The sequence below is a fragment of the Mesorhizobium sp. M1252 genome, assembly GCF_040318265.1.
Lineage (GTDB): Bacteria > Pseudomonadota > Alphaproteobacteria > Rhizobiales > Rhizobiaceae > Mesorhizobium.
On the sequence record NZ_JAMYLX010000015.1, the window covers coordinates 1 to 15,470 of the forward strand.

Annotated in this window: 14 protein-coding genes; 12 read left to right on the forward strand and 2 right to left on the reverse strand. The window is 62.1% G+C overall.

Going from position 1 to position 15,470, the window contains the following annotated elements; all coding sequences use genetic code 11:
• Positions 1 to 218: 218 nt before the first annotated feature.
• The 11 genes from pyrH (at position 219) to lpxB (ending at position 11,504) form a co-directional block, all read left to right on the forward strand.
• Positions 219 to 941 carry a UMP kinase gene (gene pyrH, locus NKH22_RS25010; protein WP_023671026.1) on the forward strand — a complete coding sequence of 241 codons (723 nt, stop codon included), beginning with the start codon at positions 219 to 221 and terminating at the stop codon, positions 939 to 941.
• Positions 942 to 1,042: 101 nt separating this feature from the next.
• Positions 1,043 to 1,597, forward strand: coding sequence for a ribosome recycling factor (gene frr, locus NKH22_RS25015; RefSeq protein WP_023671027.1), 555 nt, complete (start codon positions 1,043 to 1,045; stop codon positions 1,595 to 1,597).
• 31 nt (positions 1,598 to 1,628) lie between these two features.
• Complete coding sequence (locus NKH22_RS25020; protein WP_023748403.1) at positions 1,629 to 2,351, forward strand: isoprenyl transferase; 723 nt, start codon at positions 1,629 to 1,631, stop codon at positions 2,349 to 2,351.
• Positions 2,352 to 2,362: 11 nt separating this feature from the next.
• The gene (locus NKH22_RS25025) at positions 2,363 to 3,178 is read left to right on the forward strand and encodes a phosphatidate cytidylyltransferase (protein WP_023696555.1); all 816 of its coding nucleotides are present in this window, start codon (positions 2,363 to 2,365) and stop codon (positions 3,176 to 3,178) included.
• 103 nt (positions 3,179 to 3,281) lie between these two features.
• Positions 3,282 to 4,424 carry an RIP metalloprotease RseP gene (rseP, locus tag NKH22_RS25030; RefSeq protein ID WP_023688578.1) on the forward strand — a complete coding sequence of 381 codons (1,143 nt, stop codon included), beginning with the start codon at positions 3,282 to 3,284 and terminating at the stop codon, positions 4,422 to 4,424.
• A 217-nt stretch (positions 4,425 to 4,641) separates the two neighbouring features.
• On the forward strand, positions 4,642 to 7,008 hold the full coding sequence (gene bamA / locus NKH22_RS25035; RefSeq protein ID WP_352911435.1) for an outer membrane protein assembly factor BamA: 2,367 nt from the start codon (positions 4,642 to 4,644) through the stop codon (positions 7,006 to 7,008).
• 77 nt (positions 7,009 to 7,085) lie between these two features.
• A complete protein-coding gene (lpxD, locus tag NKH22_RS25040; RefSeq protein WP_023724381.1) occupies positions 7,086 to 8,144 on the forward strand; it encodes a UDP-3-O-(3-hydroxymyristoyl)glucosamine N-acyltransferase in 1,059 nt (352 codons plus the stop codon).
• Between the two features lies 1 nt (position 8,145).
• Positions 8,146 to 8,598, forward strand: a complete 453-nt coding sequence (gene fabZ, locus NKH22_RS25045) for a 3-hydroxyacyl-ACP dehydratase FabZ (protein WP_023684696.1) — start codon at positions 8,146 to 8,148, stop codon at positions 8,596 to 8,598.
• A gap of 15 nt (positions 8,599 to 8,613) precedes the next feature.
• Positions 8,614 to 9,447, forward strand: coding sequence for an acyl-ACP--UDP-N-acetylglucosamine O-acyltransferase (gene lpxA, locus NKH22_RS25050; protein WP_023706235.1), 834 nt, complete (start codon positions 8,614 to 8,616; stop codon positions 9,445 to 9,447).
• The gene (locus NKH22_RS25055; RefSeq protein WP_023706236.1) at positions 9,434 to 10,336 is read left to right on the forward strand and encodes an LpxI family protein; all 903 of its coding nucleotides are present in this window, start codon (positions 9,434 to 9,436) and stop codon (positions 10,334 to 10,336) included. Before lpxA ends, NKH22_RS25055 begins: the two co-directional genes overlap by 14 nt.
• Entirely contained in the window at positions 10,326 to 11,504 is a 1,179-nt protein-coding gene (lpxB, locus tag NKH22_RS25060; RefSeq protein WP_023706237.1) for a lipid-A-disaccharide synthase, read from the forward strand. Before NKH22_RS25055 ends, lpxB begins: the two co-directional genes overlap by 11 nt.
• 143 nt (positions 11,505 to 11,647) lie before the next feature.
• Here the strand turns inward: lpxB and gltA are convergent, their stop codons facing one another.
• Positions 11,648 to 12,979, reverse strand: coding sequence for a citrate synthase (gltA, locus tag NKH22_RS25065; RefSeq protein WP_023671037.1), 1,332 nt, complete (start codon positions 12,977 to 12,979; stop codon positions 11,648 to 11,650).
• Between the two features lie 181 nt (positions 12,980 to 13,160).
• The gene (gene gltX, locus NKH22_RS25070; protein WP_023822206.1) at positions 13,161 to 14,585 is read right to left on the reverse strand and encodes a glutamate--tRNA ligase; all 1,425 of its coding nucleotides are present in this window, start codon (positions 14,583 to 14,585) and stop codon (positions 13,161 to 13,163) included.
• A gap of 462 nt (positions 14,586 to 15,047) precedes the next feature.
• Between gltX and arr the strand changes: the two genes are divergently transcribed.
• Positions 15,048 to 15,464 carry an NAD(+)--rifampin ADP-ribosyltransferase gene (gene arr / locus NKH22_RS25075; protein ID WP_023754865.1) on the forward strand — a complete coding sequence of 139 codons (417 nt, stop codon included), beginning with the start codon at positions 15,048 to 15,050 and terminating at the stop codon, positions 15,462 to 15,464.
• Positions 15,465 to 15,470 lie beyond the last annotated feature (6 nt).

Consider the following 15,470-nt stretch of genomic DNA (forward strand, 5'->3'; position numbering starts at 1 on the left):
GGATCGTCGGCCGGGGCAGATGTGTATAACCCCCCCCCGGCCCGGCGGTCTCCACCACCAGAAACTCCCGGGCCGCGAGGGTACCGCGTTTTGGGGCGCGGGGCGCGGCGTGACATGGCGGCGCCCTTCGTGTATCGGAACTCGGCATCGCGCCAGCGGCGGCGCCCGCGCGAGGGCGGCCTGCCCAGGCTGCCATACGCAACAATGACGAGGTCCAGATGACGGCAAAGCCCCTCTATCGACGTGTCCTGCTGAAAGCGTCGGGCGAAGCGTTGATGGGCGAGCAGCATTTCGGCATCGATGTCTCGGTGGTCGACCGAATCGCCGCCGACATCGCCGAAGCCCGCGCACTTGGTATCGAGGTCGGCGTCGTCATTGGCGGCGGCAATATCTTTCGCGGCGTGGCGGTGGCATCCAAGGGCGGCGACCGTGTCACCGGCGACCACATGGGCATGCTGGCCACCGTCATCAACTCGCTGGCGCTGCGCACCTCGCTGAACAAGATCGGCGTCGACGCCGTCGTGCTGTCGGCCATAGCCATGCCCGAACTTTGCGAGAGTTTTTCCCAGCGCCAGGCCACCGCCTATATGAACCAGGGCAAGGTCGTCATTTTCGCCGGCGGCACCGGCAATCCGTTCTTCACCACCGATTCGGCCGCGGCCTTGCGCGCCGCCGAGATCGGCGCCGACGCGCTGTTCAAGGGCACCCAGGTCGACGGCGTCTATTCGGCCGATCCCAAGAAGGATCCGAATGCGACCCGCTTCGAGCGCATCAGCCATGCCGAAGTCATCAACAAGGGCCTTTCGATCATGGATACCGCCGCAATTGCACTTGCGCGCGAAAACAACATCCCGATAATCGTCTATTCGATCCACGAAAAAGGTGGTTTCGGCGATATTCTGCGGGGCGGCGGCCGTTGCACGATCGTCGCCGACGAGTGACCCGGAGTATACTCTCCTAAAAAGGGGATCAGTTTTCGAAAGCGGGTCCGAATATAGGCCCTAAGCACTGAACCCGGATCAAACGGGTCGAGGAGACTAAGATGAGTGGTGAGTTCGACGACCTCAAGCGGCGCATGGATGGCGCGATCGCCGCCTTCAAGCACGATCTGGCTTCGCTGCGCACCGGCCGTGCCTCCAGCAATCTGCTCGACGCCATCCAGGTCCAGGCCTACGGCACCACCATGCCCATCAACCAGGTGGCGAACGTGTCGGTGCCGGAGCCGCGCATGATCTCGGTTTCGGTATGGGACAAGTCGATGGTCGGCGCGGTCGACCGTGCCATCAGAGAATCCAATCTCGGCTTCAATCCGATCGTCGACGGCACCAATCTCAGAATTCCGCTGCCCGAGCTCAACGAGCAGCGCCGCAAGGAACTGGTCAAGATTTCGCATGGCTACGCCGAGAACGCCCGCGTTGCGGTGCGCCATGTCCGTCGCGACGGCATGGACTTCTTGAAGAAGGCGGAAAAGGACGGCGACATCAGCGAGGACGATCAGCGCAAGCGCTCCGATCAGGTCCAGAAGCTGACCGACGAAACGATCAGCACCATCGATCACCTGCTTTCCGATAAGGAAGCTGAAATCATGCAGGTCTAGGGTCGGCCCACACCGGCCCGAAAGCGAGACAATGGCAACGCCCGCGCATGTCGCGATCATCATGGATGGAAACGGACGCTGGGCCAAAGCGCGCGGCATGCCGCGGCTTGCCGGCCATCGCGCCGGCGTCGAAGCGCTGCGCAAGACGGTGCGCGCCGCGCCCGGTCTCGGCATTTCCTTCCTGACCGTCTACGCCTTTTCGTCGGAAAACTGGTCGCGGCCCAAGGCCGAAGTGAGCGACCTGATGGGGCTTTTGAAGCTGTTCATCCGCCGCGATCTGGCCGAACTGCACCAGAACGGCGTGCGCGTCAGGATCATCGGTGACAGGGCGGGGCTGCAGCCGGACATCAGGGGCCTGCTCGAAGAGGCCGAATCGCTGACTGCGCGCAATGAATCGCTGACCTTGGTCATCGCCTTCAACTATGGCGGGCGCGACGAGATCGTGCGCACGGCACGCAAGCTCGCAGCCGCAGTGGCGCGCGGCGAGATCGACGCAGAGGCGATCACGGCAGACACTTTTGCCGGCGCCCTCGACACCGCAGGCATTCCCGATCCGGAGCTGGTCATCCGCACCAGTGGCGAGCTTCGGCTGTCGAACTTCCTTCTGTGGCAGGCAGCCTACAGCGAACTGGTTTTTCTGCCTTGCTACTGGCCTGACTTCAGCCGCGAACACCTGGCCGACGCATTGCGCGATTTTGCTGGCCGCGAGCGCCGTTTTGGCGGGCTTGCCGCTCAAGATGTCGCTGCCTCGTGATCGGCGGCGGGATGAACAATCTTCAGCTTCGCATCGTCTCGGCGCTGGTGCTGGCCGCAATAGCGCTTGGCCTGACCTGGTTGGGAGGGCTGTGGTTCCGCCTGCTTTGCGCCGGGATATCGGCGGTCATCTTCTATGAATGGGCGCGCATGTCGCGCCCCTTGGCCGGTGCGACCCTCGGCTTCATTCCCGAAGCGCTGCTTCTGGTTTTCGTCGTCGCCCTGGTTGCAGGCGTGCCGGCATCGTGGCTTCTGTCTCTTGTCCTGGCCATGGTTGTGGTCGCTGCTGTCGGCGCCCGTATGCGTGGAGCGGCGCAATGGGATGCAGCCGGTCTTGCCTACGCGGCTTTGTCCGGCTTATCGCTGGCGCTGCTGCGCGGCGGCGACCATCCCGGCCTGGTCGCAATCCTGTTTCTGTTCGCCGTGGTCTGGGCGACCGACATCTTCGCCTATTTCGTCGGCCGCTCCGTCGGTGGGCCCAAGCTCGCGCCATCTATATCCCCCGGCAAGACGCAGAGCGGCGCACTTGGCGGCGCTGTCGGCGGCGTGGCCGCCGGCGTGCTTCTGGCTGCCGCCGCCGGGGCCGGCAATCTTGGCGTCCTCGCCTTGGTTGCGCTGGTGCTGTCGATTGTTGCCCAGGCTGGCGATCTCTTCGAATCCTGGGTCAAGCGCCGCCACGGCCGCAAGGATTCAAGCGCGTTGATACCCGGGCATGGCGGTGTCATGGACAGGGTGGACGGGCTTGTCGCGGCGGCTTTTGCCCTATACGTGATCGGCTGGATTTCGGCGGGCGCCGATCATCCGGCGCAGGGGCTGTTTCCGGCTTGAGTGATATTTCACGGCGAAGAAATGGCGCACGCCACGGATTCGCCTGGATTGATGTCACAGTCGCGGCGACACCTTTTGCCGCGGGTGAATTTGAGGGCACGACTTGAACGAAATTCTTCACGCGTTTTTCAGCACGGAAGGCTTTGTCCTCGGCACGCTGGTGCCGTTTCTGTTCGTGCTGACCGTGGTCGTCTTCATTCACGAAATGGGACATTACCTGGTCGGCCGCTGGTGCGGCATTGGCGTGAAGGCCTTTTCGATCGGCTTCGGCCCCGAACTTCTCGGCTTCAACGACAGCCACGGCACGCGCTGGAAGCTCTGCGCCATACCGCTCGGCGGTTATGTCAAATTCGTCGGCGACATGAGCGCCACGTCGAGCCAGCCGAGTTCGGAAGATCTGGAAACGCTGACTGACGCTGAACGCAAGGTCGCCTTCCACACGCAGCCGATCTGGAAACGCGCCGCCACGGTGGTGGCCGGACCGCTGTTCAACTTCCTTTTGACCATTGCCGTCTTTGCCGTGCTGTTTTCCCTCTATGGCCGCCCTGTGTTTGAGCCGATGGTGGCGGCGGTCACCGCCGGCAGTCCAGCCGAAAGGGCCGGCATTTTGCCAGGCGACCGATTCGTCGCCGTCGACGGCAGCAAGGTTGAGACCTTCGCCGACGTCCAACGCCTGGTCTCAGGCCGCGGCGGCGACGCCATCACCTTCACCATGTTGCGCGACGGCAAGGAGGTCACCGTCGTCGCGACGCCGGAGCCGATGGAGCAGCTGGACGCGCTGGGCAACAAGGTCAAGGTGGCCGTCATCGGCGTCGTCAACAACAAGGATGTCGGCCAGCCCAGGCTGATCACCTACAGCCCTGTCGGAGCAGTCGGCGCCGCGGTCGAGGAGACGGGGCACGTCATTCAGCGCACCGGCCAGTTCCTGCAGCGATTCGTTGTCGGCCGCGAAGACAAATGCCAGCTGGGCGGCCCCATCAAGATCGCCAAGATGTCGGGGCAGGCGGCAAAGCTGGGCTTCCTATGGCTGGTGCAACTCGTCGCCGGGCTATCGGTCGGGATCGGAATTCTGAACCTTTTGCCGATTCCCCCCCTCGACGGCGGCCACCTCCTGTTCTACGCACTCGAAGCCGTTTTCCGGCGTCCGGTATCGGAGCGGATGATGGAAATGGGATACCGGGCCGGCCTCTTTCTGGTGTTGGGATTTATGGGCTTCGTCTTCTGGAACGATCTGTTTGGGTGCTGAAATCATGAAGAAATTTGGCTTCAGCACCGGCAATGTTGAGACGCCGTTTACCATGCACGGGGGTATGCGTGACGCGAAAGCCACGCATCAGGGTTAAGTAATTACAAATTAACCTGAAGCCTTGCGTGTAGGGAAAATCCGGTTAATACGGTAGGAGAAATTACCGCACGTCCGGTTTTCTCGCCGTGGGGACTTCGAGAAAAGGTACAAAAGCCCGATGAAGGCAGCATCCAAATTTTTGAGCGCCGCGTCCGCGGTGGCTATGTCCGCCGCTCTGGTTGTACCAGGTGCGCTCGCCGTGCAGTTCGTTGCCACATCTGCGGCGCAGGCAGCCGTTGTCTCGAGAGTCGAGGTCAGCGGCAACCAGCGTGTCGACGCCGACACCATCCGCAACTACATCACGATCAAGCCGGGCAAGGCGTTTTCCAGCGCCGATATCGACGATGCGGTCAAGGCACTGTTTGGTACCGGGCTGTTCTCGGACGTTCAGATCAATCAGGTCGGTTCGACGCTGGTGGTCAAGGTTGCCGAATATCAGGTCGTGAACCAGGTTCTGTTCCAGGGCAACAAGAAGCTCAAGGACAATGCGCTGGCAATCGCCGTGCAGTTGAAGCCGCGCGGAACGTTCTCGCAGGCAACGCTGGACTCCGATGTCGAGGCGGTGAAAGCTGCCTACAAGCGAATTGGCCGCGACGATGCCGCCGTGACGACGCAGATCATGGACCTCGGCGACAACCGCGTGAACGTGGTCTTCAACATCAACGAAGGCGGCCGCACCAAGATCGCCGCAGTCAATTTCGTCGGCAACAGCGCCTATTCGAGTCGCCGCCTGTCCGACGTCATCGCCACCAAGCGCTCAAGCTTCCTGTCCTTCGTGCTGCGTGACGACGTCTATGACGAGGACAAGCTTCGCGCCGACCAGGAATCGCTTCGCCGCTTCTATTACAATCACGGCTATGCTGACTTCCAGGTGGTCTCTGCTGTCGGTGAGCTCGACGACACGACCAACCAATACACCGTTACCATCACCGTCCAGGAAGGGGACCGCTATACGTTCGGCGACGTCAGCGTCGAGAGCACCATTCCCGAAGTCGACTCGAAGGCGCTGGAATCGGTGGTTCAGACCCACAAGGGCGACGTCTACAACGCCAAGGATGTCGAGGACACCATCATCGCGCTGACCGAGAAGGTGGCGGGTTCTGGTTATGCCTTCGCCCAGGTGACGCCGCGCGGCGACCGTAACTTCGAGAATCACACCATTTCGGTCGTCTACACGATCGACCAGGGCACCAAGGCCTATGTCGAGCGCATCGAAATCCGCGGCAACGACCGCACGCGCGACTATGTCATTCGGCGCGAATTCGATGTCAGCGAAGGCGACGCCTTCAACCAGGTTCTCATTCAGCGCGCGAAGAAGCGGCTGGAAGCGCTGGATTATTTTGAGAAAGTCGACATTTCGACTGTTCCGGGTTCCGAGCCTGACCAGGTCGTGCTTGTGGTCGACGTGGTCGAGAAGTCGACTGGTGAGTTCTCGATCGGCGCCGGTTATTCGACCGGTGGCGAGACTGCCGGTCCGTCCGTCGAGGGATCGGTTGCGGAGCGCAACTTCCTCGGTCGCGGCCAGTACATCAAGGTCTCAGCCGGCGGCGGCAAGAATTCGCGCGACTACAGCCTGTCCTTCACCGAGCCCTATTTCCTCGGGCGCCGTATCGCCGCCGGTTTCGATATCTTCCAGCAGACGCGAAATTATTCGGACTACGACAGCGAGACGCTGGGTGCGACGGTTCGCTTCGGCCTGCCGATCACCGATAATATCTCGACGCAGCTAGCGTACAATATCGCGCAGGAAAAGTATAAATATGATGATGACTGCTTGACCAGCGGCACCTATGATCCCTCGAAATGCGACGTTTCTGCCGCAATTCGAGAGGGTATTGATGAAAGCCCTTGGATCAAATCGTCCGTCAGTCTCGGCTTGGTCTACAACACCATAGACGACATGAAGAGCCCGCATGAAGGCATCTACGCCACCACGACTGTGGAAGTGGCCGGCCTTGGTGGCGATGCCAAATTCGTCAAGGTTACCGGTCGCGGCACCGTCTACCAGACTCTATCAGAACAGTTGGATCTGGTCGGCCTGATCTCCGGCGGTGCTGGCCATATCGCGGGCTATGGCGATAATGGACTGCGTATCTTCGATCAGTTCAAGAGCAGCGACCGCATGATCCGCGGCTTCGAGTATGGTGGCATTGGCCCTGTGGATATTGCAACAGGTGATCACCTCGGCGGCACCACCTATTTCAATGCGTCGGCGGAAGCTCAATTTCCGATACCGGTCATTCCGGAAAGCTTTGGTGTGCGCGGCGCTGTGTTTGCTGATGCCGCCACACTGTACGGCAGCAAGATCGACACCGCCGGCGTCGATCAGGCCTCGGTCGATATGAAGTTGCGCGCCTCGGTTGGTGTCGGCTTGTTGTGGTCATCGCCCTTCGGCCCGATCCGCATTGACTACGCGATGCCCGTCAAGAAGGAAAAGACCGACGACGTGCAGGAATTCAACTTCGGCATGTCGAGCCGCTTCTGATCTTGCGGTAACGATGCTTCCGGGCCGTTGGGGTCCGGAAGAGAATTGATCCGACCTAGCTGGATATTGCTTCTGGAATGACCGATCCGGTGTTCTTCGCGCCATCACGCCGGTATACGGCCGGCGAAGTCGCGAATCTGACCGGCGCGTCGCTCGTTGATTCCGACCTCGCCCACATATCGATCGATGCGTTGGCGCCAGCCAATGAAGGCGGCGAGGGTGCGCTCGTCTTCGTCGACGGCAAGCGCAATTTCGCGCTGATGCAGTCGCTGAAGGCGGCGGCCGTGTTTTGCCCCGCCGAGTTCGCGGGCAAGGCGCCGGCCGGCATCGCGGTTCTGGTGCATCCGCGCCCGCAGCAGGCCTTCGCCATGATCGGCCGGCTGCTGTTCCCGACAGCGGCTACGCCGGGACCGATGACCAGCGAAACCGGGGTCTCGCCGCAAGCTCATGTCGATGCCACGGCGCATATCGAGGCAGGCGCGATCATCGAAGCCGGAGCGGTCATCGGGCCGCGTGCTTCCATAGGCAGCGGAACAGTCATTGCCCCCCACGCCGTAATCGGTCCCTCCTGCCAGATCGGCCGTGACGGCTACATCGGGCCGGGTGTCAGTGTTCAGTACGCGCTGATCGGCAACCGCGTCATCATTCATGGCGGCGCCAGGATCGGCCAGGACGGCTTCGGCTTTGTCGGCGGCGCCAAAGGACCCGAGCGTGTGCCGCAGGTCGGCCGCGTCATCATCCAGGACGATGTCGAAATCGGCTCGAACACGACCGTCGATCGCGGCGCCATGTCGGATACGGTCATCGGTCAGGGCACCAAGATCGACAATCTGGTGCAGATCGCCCATAACGTTCGCATCGGCCGCAATTGCATTATTGCCGGGCTCTCTGGTATTTCCGGCTCCGTCACCGTCGGCGACGGTGTCACCATGGGCGGCGGCGTTGGCCTTGCCGATCATTTGACCATCGGATCAGGGGCCAAGCTTGCTGCAAGAAGCGGGTTCATGAGCAACGTGCCGGCGGGCGAGATCTGGGGAGGCTATCCGGCGCAGCCGATGGCGGAAGCCATGCGCGAGATCGCCATGCTGAGGAAGCTCGCCAGGACGCGCAAGCAGGGCGAAGGGGGAAGTAGCTGAGATGGTGCCGGCGACGCTCGAAGCGGTCGATATATTGGGGTTGATGAAGCTTTTACCGCATCGCTATCCCTTCCTGATGATCGATCGCATCATCGAAATCGACGGCAATGATTCTGCCATCGGCATCAAGAACGTGACCATCAATGAGCCGCATTTCCAGGGCCATTTCCCGGATCAGCCGGTGATGCCGGGCGTGCTCATCGTCGAGGCCATGGCGCAGACCGCCGGGGCGATCTGCATCCGTAACCTCAACACGGAAAAGCCGTCGCTGGTCTATTTCCTGACCATCGATAATGCGAAATTCCGCAAACCGGTCGTCCCGGGCGACCAGTTGAAAATCCACGTCAAGAAAATCAAGATGCGCGGCAACCTGCTCAAATTCGCCTGCGAGGCCATGGTGGAGGGCACAAAGGCCGCCGAAGCCGAGATCTCGGCAATGATGGTTACCGGCTGACGGTTCGAAATGCTCATGAAAATACAGACTTCAATCCACCCCTCGGCCGTCATCGAGGCCGGCGCGCAGATCGGCGAAGGCGCCGCAATAGGACCTTTCTGCTATGTCGGCGCTGACGCCGTGATCGGTGACCGCGTCGAACTGGTCAGCCATGTCTCGGTGCTGGGCGCGACAACCATTGGCGCCGCGACCAAGGTCTATCCAATGGCGACACTGGGCGGACCGCCGCAGAACACCAAGCACAAGGGCGGCCGCACCACTTTGGTCATCGGCCAGAACTGCACGATCCGCGAAGGCGTGACCATGCATCTCGGCACCGATTCCAGCCGCGGCGAGACGACCGTCGGCGACAACGGCAATTTCCTTGCCTATGCCCACATTGCCCATGATTGCGTCGTCGGTAAAAACGCCACCTTCGCTAATGGCGCGACCCTGGGCGGCCATTGCGAGGTCGGTGACAGCGTTTATATTGGCGGCCTCAGCGCCGTTCATCAGTTCGTGCGTGTTGGTGACAACGCCTTTCTCGGCGGCTGCTCGGCTTTTGTCGGCGATGTCATTCCCTACGCCATTGCGGTGGGCAATCGCGCGAGCCTGCGTGGACTCAACATCATCGGCCTGAAGCGCGCCGGGTTGCCGCGCGCCGAAATCTACCTGCTGCGCAAGGCTTACAAGACCATCTTCGACCGCTCCCGCACTGTCGGCGAGAACATCGAATTCGCCAAGGCCGAGTTTGCGTCGTCGCCGACGGCCATGAAAATCATCGATTTCATCACCAGTCGCGGCAAGCGGCATTTTGCCGTCCCGTCGCTTAAGGGTGGCGACGGCGACGATGCCGATGACGAAGGCTGAGGCCACTTCAACGGCCCTCGATCTTGCGCCGGACGCCAGGGTCGGCATCATTGCCGGCGGCGGTAGCTTGCCGGTCGAAGTTGCCGCCGGCCTGGCGGAGGCCGGACATCCGCCCGTCATCATCCTGGTCGAAGGTCAGGCCGACCGTCAGTCCGACCTCACAATCTATGAGCATGAAAGCCTTGCGCTGGAAGACATCGGCTCGCTGGTTGCGTTGCTGAGGCGCCGGCGGATCACCCATCTTGTGCTTGCCGGCGAGATCAGGCGCAGGCCGCGGTTGGTCGACATGCGTCCGAACCTTGGGCTACTGGCACTTATACCCTCGCTCGCCATGGCGCTTGCCCGCGGCGATGACGGGCTGTTGAAGATATTGACCCGCGGCCTGGAGGCACGGGGCGTCAAGGTTGTCGGTGCGCATGAAGTCGTGCCCCGGCTCGTCGCGGCCGAAGGGCCGCTGACCAAAGCAGTGCCGCGAAAGTCCGACTGGCGCGATATCGAGGCGGCACACGCGGCGGCAAAGGCCATCGGCGCGCTCGACATTGGTCAGGCGGCAATTGCCATCGGTGGCCGCACTGTTGCCCTGGAAGGCGTCGAGGGCACCCACGGACTGCTCGAGCGGACGCAGCAGTTGCGCGGCCATGGCAGGCTGGCCGGCAAGACGCGCGGTGTCCTGGTCAAATGCGCCAAACCTGGCCAGGAATTGCGTGCCGATCTGCCATCTATTGGCCCCCAGACCGTCGAGGCGGCGCATGCCGCGGGGCTCGCCGGCATTGCCGTCGAAGCCCGCCGTTCGCTCATCCTCGAAGGCCCCGCCGTTGTCGCGCGCGCCAATGCGCTCGGCCTGTTCGTGTTCGGCCTGCCGGCTGCGGAGTCTGTCCATGGCAGCTGAGAAGCCGCTGAAGATTGCCATCGTCGCCGGCGAAGAATCCGGCGACCTGCTCGGCGCCGACATCGTGCAGGCGCTGAAGCGCATGACCGGGCGCGAGGTGCAACTCGTCGGCACTGGCGGGCGGCATCTGCAGGCGCTCGGACTGGCGCCGCTGTTCGACGGCGCCGAGATCGCGCTGATGGGGCTCAGCGCCATCCTGCGTGACTTGCCGCGCCTGATGCGGCGGATCAGCCAGACGGCAAGTGCTGTCGCCGCCGAAAAACCCGACTGTCTGATCACCATCGACAGCCCCGATTTCTCGCTGCGCGTCGCCAAAAAGATCCGCGCCGCCGATCCGTCGATCCCGATCGTCCATTATGTCTGCCCGAGCGTCTGGGCGTGGCGGCCGGGTAGGGCGGCCGCGATGAAGCCCTATGTCGACCACATACTGTGCATCCTGCCTTTCGAGGTAAAGGAGCTCAGCCGTCTCGGCGGCCCGCCTGGCACTTACGTCGGACATCGCCTCACGCATGATCCAGGCGTGCAGGGCGCGGCCAGGGCGCAAGCCCAGCCACGCGATCTCTCGGCCGATCACGTCAAGACGCTGCTCGTCCTGCCAGGGTCGCGGCGCGGCGAGGTGAGCCGGCTTATCGGTCCGTTCGGCGAGACGGTGTCGGCGCTGCGCGCGCGTGGCCACCGGCTGCGGCTGTTGCTGCCGACGGTGCCGCATGTCGCCGAACTGGTCAAGACATCGGTGGCGCGCTGGGATCAGGAGCCGGAAGTCATCCTCGATCCCGAGCGCAAGTGGCAGGCCTTCGGCAAGGCCGATGCGGCGCTGACCGCGTCTGGAACGGTGTCACTGGAACTGGCGATGTCGGGTGTCCCGATGATCTCTTGCTACAAGTTCGATCCGATCATGCTGATGGCGCAGAGCCTGATCACGGTGTGGAGCGCTGCTTTGCCCAACCTTATTGCCGACCGGCCGGTAGTGCCGGAAAGCTACAACCAGTATGTGCGGCCGCACTATCTGGCGCGGCAGCTCGAGGCACTGTTCTCAGACACCGCCTACCGCGCTTGGCAAAAGGACGGCTTTGGCGAGGTTGCCAGACGCATGGCCACCGACAGGCCCTCCGGCGACATCGCCGCCGATGTCGTTCTTCGCCACATCGGGAGAGCGAATAGGGCTTAGTAAGGAGTGAACGATGAATAGTGAATAGCGAATAGTGAATAGTGAATAGTGATTAATGCGCTCTCGCTATAATCAAGCTGCTACTTACTACCTGCTACTTACTACATGCTATTCACTACTTACCATTCACCATTCACTCTCTTTCACCTTTTCGCAATCGGCACGTAGTCGCGTTCCGGGGCGCCGGTATAGAGCTGGCGCGGGCGGCCGATCTTCTGGTGCGGGTCCTCGATCATTTCCTTCCACTGCGCGATCCAGCCGACGGTGCGGGCGACCGCGAACAGCACGGTGAACATGGTGGTGGGGAAGCCCAGCGCCTTCAGCGTGATGCCGGAATAGAAATCGACGTTCGGATAGAGCTTCTTTTCGATGAAGTAGGAATCGGTCAGCGCGATCTTTTCCAGCTCCATGGCGATGTCGAGCAGCGGATCGTCCTTGATGCCGAGTTCGCCGAGTACCTCATGCGCCGTCTTCTGCATGATTTTCGCACGAGGATCGTAGTTCTTGTAGACGCGATGGCCGAAGCCCATCAGCCGGAACGGATCGTTCTTGTCCTTGGCGCGGGCGATGAATTCCGGGATGTGGTCGACATGGCCGATCTCGCCCAGCATGTTGAGCGCCGCCTCATTGGCGCCGCCATGCGCCGGGCCCCACAGGCAAGCGATGCCGGCGGCGATGCAGGCGAACGGATTGGCGCCCGACGAGCCGGCAAGCCGCACCGTCGAGGTCGAGGCGTTCTGCTCGTGGTCGGCATGCAGGATGAAGATGCGCTCCATGGCGCGCGCCAGCACCGGATTGATCTTGTATTCCTCGCACGGAACCGCAAAGCACATATGCAGGAAGTTGGCGGCGAAGTTCAGCTCGTTCTTCGGGTAAATGAAGGGCTGGCCGATATGGTATTTGTAGGCCATGGCCGCAATCGTCGGCATCTTGGCGATCAGCCGCATCGAGGCGACCATGCGCTGATACGGATCCGAAATATCGGTGGAGTCGTGATAGAAGGCCGACAGCGCGCCGACCACGCCGCACATCACAGCCATCGGATGCGCGTCGCGGCGGAAGCCGGTGAAGAAGCGCGACATCTGCTCGTGCACCATGGTGTGGCGCGTCACCCGGTAGTCGAAATCGTCCTTCTGCGCCTTGGTCGGCAGTTCGCCGTAGAGCAGGAGGTAGCAGACTTCGAGGAAGTCGCCATGCTCGGCCAGCTGGTCGATGGGATAGCCGCGGTGAAGCAGGATGCCGGCATCGCCGTCGATGAAGGTTATCGCCGACTCGCAGCTCGCCGTCGAAGTGAAGCCGGGATCGTAGGTGAAGGCGCCGGTGGTGTTGTAGAGCGCACCGATGTCGATGACGTCGGGCCCGACCGACCCGCTTCGCACCTTGAATTCATGCGTCTTGCCGGCCAGTTCGAGCGTGGCAGTCGACGGGTGCGTCGTCTTGCTGCCGGTTTCCAGTCTTGTCGCAGCTTCGCTCATTCTCAAACTCCTTCATGTTCCTCATGCCGGCAAGGCAATTCCTGCAAACGACACGTCGAAATCACCGGAATGCGCGAACTCGCCACCGCATTTTGGGAGGTGCGTGCCTGATTGGGCCAAGGCCTAATGTTGCACTGCGAAACCCGCCTTTCAATGCCAATCTTTTTGGGCCAGCTCGCTCCTAATCGATTTGATCCGCAATCCGCGCCAGGCTTTCCTCGCGGCCAAGCACGGCAAGCACGTCGAACACGCCGGGCGAGGTGCTACGGCCGGTAAGGGCCGCCCGGAGCGGTTGGGCCACGGCGCCGAGCTTGTGGCCGCCGGCCGCTGCGAACTCGCGCACCGCGGCTTCAGCCGCGGCAGCCGACCAATCGCCCGAAACAGTCTGCAAAGCGGCATGTGCGCCGCGCAGGATCGCGCGCGCGTCGGCACTGAGCAGTGCTGCCGCCTTCTCGTCGATCGGCAGCGGCCGCTCGACGAACAGGAAGGCCGCGCCATCGGCCAGTTCCACCAGCGTCTTGGAGCGCTCTTTCAGACCCGGCAAGGCAGCCAGCAGCTGCGCCTTCCTGGCGTCGTCGAGACGGGCGGCGATAGCCGGTCCGCTTTCCAGGTATGGCAGAGTGGCGACGAAAATGTCGAACAGCTCGGCATCGGCCATCTTGCGCATATGCGCGCCGTTGATCGACTCGAGCTTGGCGAAGTCGAAGCGCGCCGCACCCTTGTTGACATCGCCGATGTCGAACCACGAAATCATGTCCTTGATCGACATGATCTCGTCGTCGCCATGGCTCCAGCCGAGCCTTGCCAGATAGTTGAGCAGTGCCTCGGGCAGATAGCCCATGGCGCGATAAGCCTCGACACCGAGTGCGCCGTGCCGCTTCGACAGCTTGGCGCCGTCGGCGCCGTGGATCAGCGGGATATGCGACATCGACGGGACGTCCCAGCCCATGGCGTTGTAGATCACCGTCTGGCGCGCGGCGTTGGTCAGATGGTCGTCGCCACGGATGATGTGGGTGACGCCCATGTCATGGTCGTCGACGACGACGGCATGCATGTAGGTCGGATTGCCGTCCGAGCGCAGAATGATGAAATCGTCGAGGTCCTTGTTGGGGAAGCGCACCTCGCCCTGCACACGGTCGTGCACCACGGTTTCGCCCTCGGTCGGCGCCTTGATGCGGATGGCGCCCTTGACGCCGGGAGGCGCCTCCGAGGGGGCACGATCGCGCCACTGGCCGTTGTAGCGCGGCGGCAGACCCTTGGCGCGTGCGGCCTCGCGCATCGCCTCGAGCTCGGCAGGCGTCTCGTAGCTGTAATAGGCCTTGCCCAGGCGCACCAGCTCCTCGGCCACCTCACGGTGGCGCGGCGCGCGCTCGAACTGCGATATGGCCTCACCGTCCCAGGAAAGGCCGAGCCAGGTCAGCCCATCCAGAATGGCCTGTGTCGCCGCCTCGTTGAAGCGTTCGCGGTCGGTGTCCTCGATGCGCAGCACCATCGTGCCGCCGGTGTGCTTGGCGTACAGCCAGTTGAACAGCGCCGTGCGCGCGCCGCCGATATGCAGATAGCCGGTGGGCGAGGGGGCAAAACGGGTGACGACCGTGTCGGACATGGAACTCTTGGAACCTTGGAAAGCGGAGCGTGATCGCGCGGACTTTCGCGCTTTGCGCGTTCATGTAGCATAGGGGGTCTGGGGCGCAAGGGGCAGACCCGATGGCTGGACGTGGCCGGGGCACGTCGGCAATTATCGGTTGCGTCAACTGGCGCTGGAGCCTTGTAGCACAAAATCTGTTCGCACCCTCCGCGCAACCTCGTTTGGCAGCAGCGTCAATGTCTGGGTTTCATTCGGCTGCAGCGTCCGTCACAGTGCCTGGAACATCGCTGCGACGGTGGTAGCCCCCTCTGACGAGCGGACATTTCTTCACGGATGCGGCACTGCCCGACTACAACGCCGCCGTGACAGCCTTGGCTTGGTCACGGATATTGACCTTTCTGCAATCATTATCGTGAACACCGCAACTGTGTGCAGGCCGGTCTCGCCACGAAGGAGGCATGATTGAAAGAAGGACTACCGATGACCGAAAACGCCGACCATACGGAGGGTGATCCGTTCTACCATGGTACCCGGGCGGATTTGAAACCCGGGGATCTGCTGAGCGTCGGCCACCCTTCCAATTTCAGAGGTAAACCACTGTCATGGATCTATTTCACCCAGACACTGGAAGCCGCCATCTGGGGAGCAGAGCTTGCAACGGGTGACGGTCGTCAAAGGATTTACATCGTAAAGCCGACGGGGTTTTTTATGGATGACCCTAACCTGACCGACAAAAAATTTCCCGGTAATCCGACGAAATCCTACCGCTCCCGTGATCCGTTGCTCATCCTGGGTGAACTCGGTGAATGGCAGGGTCATACACCGGAACAATTGAAGGCAATGCACGATGGGCTTGCTCGCCTGAGGGCGGAGGGCCGGGATATGATTGAGGATTGAGCGTCC